This window comes from Chryseobacterium sp. 6424 (assembly GCF_003692615.1).
GTDB lineage: Bacteria > Bacteroidota > Bacteroidia > Flavobacteriales > Weeksellaceae > Kaistella.
In genome coordinates, this window is record NZ_CP023540.1 from 1,279,939 (window position 1) to 1,292,262 (window position 12,324).

The 12,324-nt window shown below is 42.3% G+C and carries 9 protein-coding genes; 3 read left to right on the forward strand and 6 right to left on the reverse strand.

Features of this window, described 5'->3' with window-relative positions:
• Window positions 1–21 precede the first annotated feature (21 nt).
• The 6 genes from CO230_RS06015 to CO230_RS06040 all read right to left on the reverse strand — a co-directional run bounded on the left by CO230_RS06015 (window position 22) and on the right by CO230_RS06040 (window position 5,205).
• Window positions 22–312, reverse strand: coding sequence for an EamA family transporter (locus tag CO230_RS06015; RefSeq protein ID WP_122027768.1), 291 nt, complete (start codon window positions 310–312; stop codon window positions 22–24).
• Window positions 313–555: 243 nt separating this feature from the next.
• Window positions 556–888 carry a hypothetical protein gene (locus CO230_RS06020; RefSeq protein WP_122027769.1) on the reverse strand — a complete coding sequence of 111 codons (333 nt, stop codon included), beginning with the start codon at window positions 886–888 and terminating at the stop codon, window positions 556–558.
• A complete protein-coding gene (locus CO230_RS06025) occupies window positions 888–2,069 on the reverse strand; it encodes a hypothetical protein (protein WP_122027770.1) in 1,182 nt (393 codons plus the stop codon). Before CO230_RS06025 ends, CO230_RS06020 begins: the two co-directional genes overlap by 1 nt.
• A gap of 213 nt (window positions 2,070–2,282) precedes the next feature.
• On the reverse strand, window positions 2,283–2,693 hold the full coding sequence (gene rnk / locus CO230_RS06030) for a nucleoside diphosphate kinase regulator (protein WP_122027771.1): 411 nt from the start codon (window positions 2,691–2,693) through the stop codon (window positions 2,283–2,285).
• Window positions 2,694–2,778: 85 nt separating this feature from the next.
• Window positions 2,779–4,053: an aminotransferase class I/II-fold pyridoxal phosphate-dependent enzyme gene (locus CO230_RS06035; protein WP_122027772.1), complete on the reverse strand. Its 1,275-nt coding sequence runs from the start codon at window positions 4,051–4,053 to the stop codon at window positions 2,779–2,781.
• Window positions 4,054–4,167: 114 nt separating this feature from the next.
• The gene (locus tag CO230_RS06040; RefSeq protein ID WP_122027773.1) at window positions 4,168–5,205 is read right to left on the reverse strand and encodes a PLP-dependent cysteine synthase family protein; all 1,038 of its coding nucleotides are present in this window, start codon (window positions 5,203–5,205) and stop codon (window positions 4,168–4,170) included.
• A gap of 221 nt (window positions 5,206–5,426) precedes the next feature.
• Between CO230_RS06040 and CO230_RS06045 the strand changes: the two genes are divergently transcribed.
• The 3 genes from CO230_RS06045 (at window position 5,427) to CO230_RS06055 (ending at window position 12,305) form a co-directional block, all read left to right on the forward strand.
• Entirely contained in the window at window positions 5,427–8,912 is a 3,486-nt protein-coding gene (locus tag CO230_RS06045; RefSeq protein WP_122027774.1) for a DUF2723 domain-containing protein, read from the forward strand.
• 121 nt (window positions 8,913–9,033) lie between these two features.
• The gene (gene kdsA, locus CO230_RS06050) at window positions 9,034–9,843 is read left to right on the forward strand and encodes a 3-deoxy-8-phosphooctulonate synthase (RefSeq protein WP_122027775.1); all 810 of its coding nucleotides are present in this window, start codon (window positions 9,034–9,036) and stop codon (window positions 9,841–9,843) included.
• 32 nt (window positions 9,844–9,875) lie between these two features.
• Window positions 9,876–12,305 (forward strand): TonB-dependent receptor plug domain-containing protein, encoded by a 2,430-nt coding sequence (locus tag CO230_RS06055; RefSeq protein ID WP_228438204.1) that lies wholly within the window; start codon window positions 9,876–9,878, stop codon window positions 12,303–12,305.
• The last annotated feature ends 19 nt before the right edge of the window (window positions 12,306–12,324 follow it).

A 12,324-nucleotide genomic window follows, 5' to 3' on the forward strand; every position in this document is an offset into this window, starting at 1 on the left:
TTTTTAAAAATAATCCTGATATTACTTGGTTATTGACAGGATGAACGCCGCCGCAATGCCCAATAAGATGCCGAGTTGCTGTTTTTTGGTGAGATATTCTTTGTGATATAATTTTGAAATGGTAAGCCCGATCACCGGTTCAATAAGTCCGATGATCGCGAACATAACAATACTGATATTGGCCAGCGCAAAATTTAAACAAAGTGTGCCCAAAGTGCCTAGAAGGATGAGCAAAAGTACCTCCTTTTTAGTCCTTGAACTGATGGCGGAGATTTCTATTCTTTTTGGTTTAATTTGAATACAGAGCGACACTCATTACACAAACTGTAAACTCAAGTATGACGCAGAAAAGTATCGGACCTAATTTATTGATAAAAGGCACATACAAATAAGCGGCAGACCAAAAAATCTTGCATAAAATAGAGTAGATCAAACCTTTTGAGATGATGGTGGAGCGTTTCTGGCCGGCGCTGTCAACCAATGAAATACCTATCAAAACGACTATGCACATCATAATTTTCAATGGCGAGATGTCTTCATCGTACACAAAGTACGCTACCCCATCCCTATTACCAAACCGATTTTGCCAAAGCCAATGGTTTTGGCCACAGGCGCGTGCTTCATGGATTTAAGGAAGAAAAACAAGCCAAAATAATTCACCGCACAGATACCCATCGTCTGTAGAATATCTACATAGGTAAACTTTGGGTGATTAAAAACACCGAAAAATATCAGCCCAAAATACAGCCCGGAAAAAATAAGAAAACAGCAGAAACTCCTGATGATGATGAGCGGTAAGGTACCAATTTCGTTCCGCGGGTTTTTCCATAGCACATTGGTGGTACCATACGCGATGTGGCCCAGAATAGTAAGTAAAATCCCCAGCATTAGATTTTCTTCATATAAGTAAACTTAGTACGCGCTATAAGGATGTCGAACCGCCGTTGCAAGTCCTTCCTACGTGGGTATAAGATGCGGGCGAAGTAAACATACTTCAATTCGAAGTAAATTTTGCTGTTGAACGAAAATGTTCTCATGTTATTAAGGTCACTGGGTAAGGTCTTAAATATCGTGAGTGCCTTTTCGATATTGCCGAGATGATATTGCGTAACAGCCCAATTAAGTTTGTAAAGAAAAATATGGGCACGGAAATGCGGTGCGTCTTCAGCGAAATGTTTCAAGCATTTTTCTGAGGCAAATTCACCGAAACACAAATCGGCGTTTTCATAATCCTGCAGAATGTTGAGAATGTTCGTAACATAAGTACCGAAGATAATTTTATCTGTAAGGGTAACCTCTGGCAGATGCCGTAGTGCGATCTGCCGTTGTAGTTCGGCATTTGGCCTTTTGCTTTGCGCATCCGTACCGGTGATGTGGGTGTAGATTATTTTTGCGATAGCATAGCGTGCTTCAGGAAACGCATGAAAGTTTTCACTTTCTTCACGCATTTGTTTTACGGCTTTTTCTATTTTTGACATTAATTTTTTCGCTTCCTCTAAGCGAAGGTTTTCAGACATGAACTTCCCGAACATTATAAAGCTGTAAGCAAATACTTTCAGATGTGCTTTTGGCGAGTTATGGGCCATTTGCAGCAGTGCCGCCTGATAATTTGTATGTGCGATATTTTCGTAGGAAGGGTGCCAGGCAAGCACATATTCCAGTGCTTCATTGTTTTGTGCGAAGCGTTTGACGAACTCTTTCAGGTTCTGTGGATCAGAGATGATTTTCTCCGCGAAATAATAATTGGCAAGCTGAAAACGCGTTTCGTTATGAGAGGTACCGTGACCTTTCACACTGCCGTAATAAATATCCAACAGATCAAAATCCAAGGAATATTTTTCCCTACCTACAGTTTCGCAGAAATGTCCGTAATTTTTATATCCAAGTCTTTGGGCAATAAGGCTGAGGGTAGAGGACCGTAATTGCGTGTCATCATTCAGTTTACCTAAAAATCTGCGTAGTGAGTTTTTAGAGATTTCTATGTTCTTTGCCAGTTCTTCAAGCCCTTTTGTAGTGGATACTGTGCTGAAATAAATTTCTTCGAATTCCTTACGTAATTTTCTTACCATTTATGATTTAATAATTTAATAAAGATAGTCCTTTTTTCACGAAATGGGCAAATTTGGGCAAAAAACCAAACATGATTAAAGTGTAATTTTGTACTATAAATAAGCAACAAAACACATCAACATATCAAGAAAAATCCGCATTCATTTTATTCGAATGCGGATTTTTTATTCAGTATGGTCATTAGCGATTCCTTATAAAAACCCATTAATTTTTTAAAGGTCGAAATCACCAGCAGCTTCAGGCTGATAGATGATTTCATCAATGATGATTTTTGTCATTCCGGAAGGGACTATCCAATCAATTTCATCGTTTACACGATAGCCAATCAGCGCCGCGGCTACAGGTGAAAAGATGGAGATTCTCTTTTCTTTGATATTTGCTTCATGCGGATAAACGATTTTAAATTCCGTAACGGTTTTGTTATTTTCGAAATGGATTTTTACCACAGAATTCATAGTCACCACGTCTGCGGGGATTTCTGAAGGTTCCACAATTTTAGCTGAGTGTAGTTCGTTCAGCAGTCGCTCGGCATCTTCTTTCTTGATGGTATTGTTCTTTTTGGCATCTAGGATAGATTTATGTATCCGCAGCGAATCTTGTTTACTGATGATGATCTGTTTCATATTTATGTTATTTATTGGTGTTTAGGAATAAAAAAAACCACCTGAATTTTTCAGGCGGTTATATTTTACTATAAGTGAAAAATTCTTAGGTTGCTTTAAAGGATAAACCTTCTTGTTCTACAAGTTTCTGTTCCTGTTGTTTATAAAAGCCGGATGTCAGTTTATCGTGGATCGCATCAAAGGCATCCAGCGTTTCATTAATTTCAGCATCCGTATGAGATGCGGTAGGGATTAGTCTTAGCAAAATCATCCCTTTCGGGATTACCGGATAGATCACTACAGAAGTAAAGATGCCATAATTCTCTCGGAGGTCTTTTACAAGCAAAGTAGCCTCTACGGTAGATCCCTGCATCATTACAGGCGTCACACAGGTATTGGTGTTACCCAGGTTGAAACCTCTTTCCTTAAGTCCGTTCTGTAATTTGTGCACGTTTTCCCAAAGTTTGGCCTTGATTTCCGGACGAGAGCGCAAAAGTTCGAGTCTTTTCAAACCACCGATGACCATTGGCATCGTCAGGGATTTTGCGAAAACCTGCGAGCGCAGATTGTATTTTAAAATTCTGATGATGTCTTTGTCTGCCGCGATGAATGCTCCAAAACCAGCCATAGATTTGGCAAAAGTAGAGAAGTACACATCAATCTGGTCCTGGCAACCCTGTTCTTCGCCAGCACCGGCACCGGTTTCACCTAAAGTACCGAAACCGTGCGCGTCATCTACCAGCAAACGGAAGTTGAATTTGGATTTCAGGTCGCATATTTCTTTGAGTTTCCCCTGCATGCCACGCATCCCGAAAACCCCTTCGGTAATCACCAGTATGCCGCCACCGTTTTCTTCAGCTACCTTGGTGGCTCTTGCCAGGTTTTTTTCAAGGCTGGCAATATCATTATGTTTAAAGGTAAAGCTTTTGCCCATATGCAGACGTACACCATCTACAATGCACGCATGAGAATCTGCGTCGTACACAATCACATCGTGGCGTGTCACCAATGCATCGATGGTTGATACCATACCCTGATACCCGAAATTCAGTAAGTAAGCAGATTCTTTTTGAACGAACTGGGAGAGTTCATTTTCAAGCTGTTGGTGCTGAGCGGTTTCGCCAGACATGGCTCGGGCGCCCATTGGGTAAAACATTCCGTATTCGGCAGCAGCTTTCGCATCAGCTTCTAAAACTTCCGGGTGGTTGCAAAGTCCCAAATAATCATTGGCACTCCAAAAAACCACTTCGCGCCCCTGGAACTTCATTCTCGGGCCGATAGGTCCCTCCAACTTCGGGAATACGAAATATCCTTCTGCGTAATCGGCAAATTGCCCCAGCGGTCCTGGATTTTGTCTTAACCGTTCAAAAATATCTGTCATTATTTGTTAGAATTATTTAAAAATTATAAGAGTAGCAAAGTTAACAAAATTTGGCATTAAAAAACCTTTTGGATGTTGCAAAAGGTCTTTATATGGGTAATTATCAGGATATGTTTATTTGATTTCCTCGGTTTTGAAAACTGCGTCGTAATTATGTACATCATTATTTGTGAAGCCCTGCTCTGACATCCAGTCATCACTGTACACTTTGGTGATATAGCGCGACCCGTGATCGGGGAAAATCGTTACCACCACATCGCTTGGTGAGAAAGCGTTCTCTTCCGCATACTGCAACAATCCCTGTACGGCTGCGCCAGTTGTATATCCGCCCATAATGGCTTCTTTAAGGGCAATCTCGCGTGTACGGTACGCGGCCATCTCATCATTTACACGAACGAATTGGTCTACTTTATCGAAAAGCAGTGCGGATGGAATCAGGTTTTTGCCCATTCCTTCAATTTGGTAGGGATGGATGTCGGTTTTATTGATCTCGCCGGTTTCATGAAAACCTTTGAGGATAGAACCGTCCGCATCTACCCCGATTATTTTGATGTTCGGATTTTTTTCTTTCAGAAACTTCGCGGAGCCGGAAAGCGTACCGCCTGTACCGGTACAGGCGACAAGGTGTGTGATTTTACCTTGTGTCTGCTCCCAAATTTCGGGTCCCGTCGTTTGGTAGTGCGCATCAATATTCAGTTCGTTGAAGTACTGGTTGATGTAGATGGAATTTGGGGTTTCTGAAGCGATTCTTTTGGCGACTTCATAATAAGATCGCGGATCGTCTGCGGGTACGTTTGCGGGGCAAATATATACGGTGGCACCCAGTGCTTTCAGGTAAGCAATTTTTTCTTTCTTTGTTTTGTCGCTTACGGCAAGGATGCATTTGTAACCTTTGATGATGCAGACCATGGCAATAGAGAAACCGGTGTTCCCGGAAGTTGTTTCTACTACGGTAGCGCCGGGGTATAGCAAGCCCTTCTTCTCAGCGGCGTTTATGATATGTATGGCAATTCTGTCTTTGGTAGAGTGACCTGGGTTGTAAGACTCCAGCTTGGCATATACGGTTGCAGGGATATCTTGGGTTACAGTGTGGAGTTTAACCAGCGGTGTATTGCCAATTAATCCCAGAATGTTCTCGTAAACATTAGTCATTTTTTGTCATTTTTTTTCTCTAAAAACCGTGGGCAAAAATACTAAAAAATAAATAACAGCACAATTTATAGCGTTTTTTCTAAATGAGGCACATTGTAATGTATGCAGGCTTTGGATAATTATTCAGGCAACAGTTCGTATCGCTGGAAAGGGATTAAATTAAGTTAAATTATACAGATAACAGCGGAAAAATCTTATTTTCGCAGGATTGAATGTTTTTTATGAAAAATTGGTCTTTTAAACAGTGGAATACCGTATTGGGATGGGTAATTTTCGGTATCGCTTTCCTCACTTATTTAACTACTATGGAGCACAGCTTCAGTTTTTGGGACACCGGCGAGTATATTGCCTCGGCTGCCAAACTAGAGGTTACCCACGCGCCTGGCGCGGCTCTGTTCCAGCTTGTTGGCGCTGTGGCCGCGATGCTTGCGTTTGGGAACGGTGAAAATTATTCCATTGTCATCAATGCCATGTCTGCGCTTTTCAGTGCTTTTACCATCTTGTTTTTATTCTGGATCATTACTCACCTTGTACGCAGACTCCTGAATAAAGATTTCGAGCATATTTCCCGACACGAAAAAATCTCTATTCTTTTTGCCGGTGCCATCGGTGCACTTTGCTTTACATTTTCAGATACATTTTGGTTCTCGGCGGTAGAAGGCGAAGTATATTCAATGGCGACCATGTTTATCGCGTTGCTTCTGTGGCTGATTACCAAATGGGAAAACGAGTATCACGCTGACGATAATGAGCGGTGGATCATCCTCATATTTTTTGTAACCGGGCTTTCCATTGGGGTACACATGATGTGCATGCTGGCCATCCCGGCGGTATGTTTTATCTACTACACCCGCAATTACGAGTTTTCCTGGAAAAGTTTTATTTGGGCAAATGCCATCACGTTATTAATTTTAGGCATTGTCTTCAAGGGCATTTTCCCATTGATTATGACGCTTTTCGGTAAGATGGAGATTTTCGCGGTAAACGGTATCGGCTTGCCTTTCCATTCCGGGACCATTATTGCGTTTATCATCCTCATCGCACTTTGTTATTTCGGTTTGAAATATGCTCGTCGTGCCGGTAAAAGTGTTTACCAGACCATCATTTTGTCTGCTATTTATATGATTATTGGTTTTTCTTGCTGGATGGTGATCCCCATCCGTGCAAACGCCAACCCACCCATGAACCTGAACAATCCCGATAACGCGATTGGCATGCTTGATTATTACAATCGTGAACAATATGGCGATTGGCCTACCTTTTACGGGCAAAATTATACCGCTTATCTGGATGCAAACGGTATTCAGAAAAACGAAGACGGAAGCTATAAAAACAAGAAAACCGGTGATGTTTACGAAAAAGATGAGCAAACAGGTACCTACCGAAAGGTGGGCGAACGTTTTAATTACGTGTACAGCGACGCACATGTAGGATTTATGCCGCGGATGTTCAGTGAGGACCGCGAAGTGATGTCGAATTACATCTCGATGTACGGTGCGCCCGATTTTTCATTTAATTATGATAATGAAAACGTAGCTGACAGCCCTGAAGCAAAGCAGATTTTTGAGGATCTGCGTGCAAAATTTGAAGCAGGCACCATTAAGGCAGAAGATTATCTACAGGTGAAACCTTATAACTTAATCAACGTTCAGAAACCTACTTTCGCGCAGAATCTTGATTATTTCTTTACCTTCCAGAACGGTTATTATTTCGTGCGTTACCTGATGTGGAACTTTGTGGGCCGCCAAAACGACCTCGAAGGTCATATGGAAAATAACCGCGGAAACTGGATTTCCGGGATTCCGTTTATTGATAACGCGCTTTGGGGCGACCAAAGCAAGATGCCGGCAAAATTTAAGAATGAAAGCACCGTAGCCTTTTTCTTCTTACCTTTAATCTTAGGGCTTATAGGATTTTTCTTCCAACTCAACCGTGATTTCGGCCGTTTCTATGCCATACTTTCGCTGTTTATCTTAACCAGTGTGGGCATTATTTTCTATACGGGTGTAAAACCTTTTGAAGTACGTGAGCGTGATTATGCGATGGTAGGCTCTTTCTTTGCGTTTTCTGTATGGATAGGCCTTGGGGCAGCCTCAATCTTATGGTGGCTTCAGGGGAAAGTAAAGTCCAATGCGGGCAATGTAGTGGGCGGTGTAGTGCTTCTTGGCATACCTTTGTTAATGGGTTTCCAGAATTATAATCCACATGACCGAAGCGGGCGGACCGCTGCCTATGATTATGCCTATTCTACACTAAAGTCACTGCCGAAGAATGATATTCTGTTTGTGTATGGTGATAATGATACGTACCCCATTTGGGGAATGCAAGAAACCTCTGGCCTTCGGGATGATGTTAAGGTAGTGAACTTCACACTGCTGTCCACCCCGTGGAATATAGATCAGGTGAAGCGAAGAACTTACAACGCGATGCCTATACCATCCGTATTGAACCATGAGGATTACCGGGACGGTACCAACGACCAGATTTTCCTGATGAGTACTGAAGATTGGCAGAATGTATTTGCAAACCTACAGGACCAAGGGGCGCCGCCAAGTGCTTTTGCCGGTTTCAGGAAATATCTTAACCAAGACAGCATGACGATGAAAGAAGCCATCAACTTCATCAAAACAAAATCTGATGATAAAGATGAAATCTTAAAGATGCTCTTCGGTGAGGAAAAGTATGAGAAGTTCAACTTCCTACCGGTATCTAAATTTATTTTACCTGTGAATAAAGCAAACGCTGTGAGATCTGGTACCATCAATGCTAAAGATCTGCCTCAAACAGTGGATCAAATCACGATTGATTATAAAAATACCATGATGTTCAAAAACAACCTGATCCTCATGGATTTGCTGGCACACAACGACTGGTCGCGACCGATTAACTTCAGCTCAGGCGGAATTTACTCTCCTGAAAACATCTTCTACCTCGGCGATTATTTACAGTATGATGGGTTCAGCTACCGCCTTGTCCCTATTAAAACTGAAGAACGCGAAGATGGCGAAATGGGTCGCGTAGATGCGAATTCGCTATATAATATCGTGAAAAATTACCGGTGGGGCAACTTTAAGGACCTTAGTGTACATTTTGACGAAACCTGCACCCAGAATATAGTAAGTTACCGAAGCTCGGTAAGCCGCGCTGCGGAAGCCCTGGCGCTCGGTGGGCAAAATGGTAAAGCCATCGAAATGCTGGATCTTGCTTCCAGAGAGATCCCAGTGGCGAAATATAATGACCCACGTTCATTAAGTTCAATTGTATATGGTTATATTGTCGCGGGGCAGGAACAAAAAGGTCTGCAATTGGCAGAAACCCTGAAGAAAGGTATTTTCGAGGAATATGAATATTACAGCAACCTGTCAGCAGAGGAACAGAGATTCGTGGGCCGACAGATGCGTACAAAACCCATGGAATATTCCCTGGTTGTCGGCGCAGTGACAGATGCCTACAACCGTATCGGGCAGAACCAAAAGGGTTATAATTATTTGGTGAAATCCATAGAGCCGGTGGATAAGATATTTAATACCTTCATCCAGCAATTGACTGTGATGGGCAAAGAAAAAGCATACAAAGAATCGGAAAAAGTACAGAAGATCACCCCATTCTACACCTATCTATTTGATGTAATGCAGCCTTACGACTCCACTTACAGTAAAGAGAAAGAAAACCAAATTACCAATGCCATCATTAAAGCCACACAGTAAGATCTGATGCTAAAAAAAAGCGCTGCCAGGAATGATGTTCCTCACGGCGCTTTTTCATTATCAGCGTCACTGCCTAAGCCGAAAAACCTTATTTTTGTAGGATATAATAAAATTTAATTAAATGATTCAACATTTAGAAAATATTCGTCACAAAGATTCCGAAAATTTCTTTCTGATTGCCGGCCCATGTATCATTGAAGGGGAAGATATGGCATTGAGAATCGCTGAAAAAGTGATAGAAATAACAGATAAGTATAAAATCCCATACATCTTCAAAGGAAGTTTTAAAAAAGCCAACCGCAGCCGTGTAGATTCTTTCACCACCATCGGCGAAGAGAAATCCCTGCAGATCCTTAAAAAAGTGGGGGAAACTTTTAACATCCCAACTACCACAGACATTCATGAAAATGAACATGCAGCCTTGGCCGCAAATTATGTAGATGTACTTCAAATCCCAGCCTTTTTGGTACGCCAAACCGATCTGTTGGTGGCTGCCGCTAAGACCGGTAAATGTGTGACTTTAAAAAAAGGTCAGTTTCTTTCACCTGAAGCCATGAAATTCGCGGTAGAGAAAATCACCGATTCCGGAAATGAAAAGACCGCGATCATCGAACGGGGTAATTCATTTGGTTATACCGATCTGGTGGTAGATTTCCGTGGGATACCTACCATGCAGCAATATGCAACAGTTATACTGGATGTTACGCACTCTTTACAGCAACCCAACCAAAATTCAGGTGTAACAGGCGGCCGCCCGGAACTGATAGAGACCATCGCCAAAGCCGGTATCGCAGTAGGTGCAGACGGACTTTTTATTGAAACGCATCCCGATCCTTCATGTGCGCTTTCCGATGGAGCCAATATGCTGAAACTCGACAAGCTGGAAGGGCTCCTGCACAAACTTACCCGCATCCGCGAGGCGATTCTTTAAATTTTCTATCTTTAAAGCCTAAATATACCGCATTGAAAAAAGCCTTTCTACTCGCTGCGCTGCTGCCTGGTTTGGCCATGTCGCAAATCAACCTTAAAGTTCTTGATGAAGACGGCGCACCCGTTCCCCAGGCGCAGGTTTCTTACAACAATCAGTATTTCCGCACAGATGACAGTGGTTTTGTAGAAATACCCATTGCTAATACCGATCAGTTACTTTTAGTAGAGAAAGAGCAGTACCAGAGATTTTCAAAAAACATCAGGAATACCCCGAAAGTGCAGCATATCCATGTGCTTTTTGTGAGTAAAACGCGCGAAACACAAATTCAGGAAGTGGTATTCCAAAAGAAAGGTAAACCTAAAGTAACCGACCTTACTTCGGTAGAAATCTCCGCTAAAGAAGCGCAGCAGGTCGCATCAATGTCCGGTGGAGTAGAAGGTTTGCTGAAAACCTTACCATCAGTAAACTCAAATACTGAACTTTCGTCACAATATATGGTGCGTGGCGGAAATTATGATGAAAACCTCATCTACATTAATGATATTGAGATATACCGTCCGTTTCTCATCCGAAATTCGCTGCAGGAAGGGATGAGCATCATCAATCCGGATATGGTGCAGGCCATTAATTTCTCTGCCGGCGGGTTTGAGGCGAGATATGGCGATAAAATGTCATCAGCACTTAATATTTATTATCGGCAACCTACTAAATTTGAAATTTCCGGTGAGGCAAGTTTAATAGGCGCACGACTTACTACCGGTTTGGCATCAAAAAATAAAAAGTTAACTGCGCTATTTTCGGGTAGATACCGAAATACCAACCTGGTCCTTAATACATTAAATGAGGATACCGATTTTAATCCGCAGTATGCTGATTTTCAATCTTATATCAATTATAAGTTAAATAGTAAATGGGATTTTTCATTCATCGGTTATTTCAGTAAAAATGACTACGAGATGATCCCCAAAGTAAAGGAAGTAGATTTCGGTAGTTTACAGAACCCTTTACGACTAAGCGTTTTTTATAACGGGCAGGAAGATGATTCTTATAAAAACATGATGGGAACAGCTTCCGTAACATATAAGCCTAATAAAAAATGGATATTTACACTCGATAACTTTGCTTACCAAAACCGCGAGCGCGAATATTATTCGATCGCTTCCGCGTATATGTTGCAGACTTTCGATCCCATTACCGGTGCGCCGATGGCTTCTTATGATGCAGGTGGCCAAATAGATCACGCACGCAACGATTTGTTGGTGAAAACGTATGGCTCCCAATTGAAAACACGTTATTCGCCCGATGTAAATACGGATTTTGAAGTCGGACTGAAATTCGAAAAAGAAAACCTAAAGGATCTCACCAACGAGTGGCAACTCATCGATTCTTTAGGTTACAGTACACCGCGCGACTTCACCAGTCCGGGTGAGTTAGATGCTTCTGACCTTAGGCTGCGCTACCAGATGGCGGGGCAAAATCATATTCAGCCCACACGGTTTTCGGGCTATGCGCAATACGCCCGCAAGTTTTATTGGGGCAGGAACCGGGTTTTCGTAAATGCTGGCGTAAGAGCCTCGCATTGGGATTTCAATAATGAGACCATCATTTCGCCACGCGCTCAGTTTGCGATAAAGCCAGATTGGGAGGCAGATATGTTGTTTAAAATTTCGAGCGGAATTTACTATCAGTCACCATTTTATAAAGAGATTAAGGATTTGGACGGTCTTTTTAACAAAGAAATTAAATCGCAGCGATCAACACAGGTAATCCTGTCTCACGATTATGAATTCCGGATGGTAGAGCGCCCGTTCAAACTTACCACGGAAGCATATTATAAAAAGATGGACGATCTGATTCCTTATTATCTTGATAATGTAAGGATTCGGTATTCAGGGAAAAATAATGCCGAGGGTTATGCGTATGGAATCGATGCAAGGCTTTTCGGGGAGTTTGTGCCCGGTGTGGACTCCTGGATTTCGGCCAGTTATGCGCGGGTGTATGAAAATATTGAAGGGAAAGGCTATATACCGCGCCCTACAGATCCACGATTCCGTTTCTCAATGTTTTACCAAGATTATATGCCGAAGTTCCCGTCTATGCGTGTAAACCTGACGTTAACTTATGCCAATGGCTTGCCTTCCGGCACACCAATTTCGCTAGACGCAAATGGAAAACCTGATTATGAGGCACCTTACCGCTACCAAAATACGTTGCCTTCATACAAAAGGGTGGATATCGGCCTGTCTAAGGTTTTCATCGATCAGAAAGACAACCGGGTAGATAACGGTTTCTGGAGCAACTTCCGTGAGCTTGCGTTGGGCGTGCAGATTTTCAATGCCTTCAACATCCAGAATACGGTCGCCAATCAGTGGGTAAATGATGTCTCGTCTGGATACAATTATGCGGTTCCGGTGCGTTTAACTGGTAGATTCTTCAATGTTAAAGTTGATTTTAAGCTATAAAATATCATCCCGGGAATTG

Excerpts from the sequence above, each read along its gene's own strand:
- rnk (WP_122027771.1), bottom strand. The coding sequence starts at position 2,693 with ATGAAACAGATCATCATCAGTAAACAAGATTCGCTGCGGATACATAAA.
- CO230_RS06040 (WP_122027773.1), bottom strand. The coding sequence starts at position 5,205 with ATGACTAATGTTTACGAGAACATTCTGGGATTAATTGGCAATACACCG.
- kdsA (WP_122027775.1), top strand. The coding sequence starts at position 9,034 with ATGATTCAACATTTAGAAAATATTCGTCACAAAGATTCCGAAAATTTC.
- CO230_RS06035 (WP_122027772.1), bottom strand. The coding sequence starts at position 4,053 with ATGACAGATATTTTTGAACGGTTAAGACAAAATCCAGGACCGCTGGGG.
- CO230_RS06025 (WP_122027770.1), bottom strand. The coding sequence starts at position 2,069 with ATGGTAAGAAAATTACGTAAGGAATTCGAAGAAATTTATTTCAGCACA.
- CO230_RS06020 (WP_122027769.1), bottom strand. The coding sequence starts at position 888 with ATGCTGGGGATTTTACTTACTATTCTGGGCCACATCGCGTATGGTACC.
- CO230_RS06045 (WP_122027774.1), top strand. The coding sequence starts at position 5,427 with ATGAAAAATTGGTCTTTTAAACAGTGGAATACCGTATTGGGATGGGTA.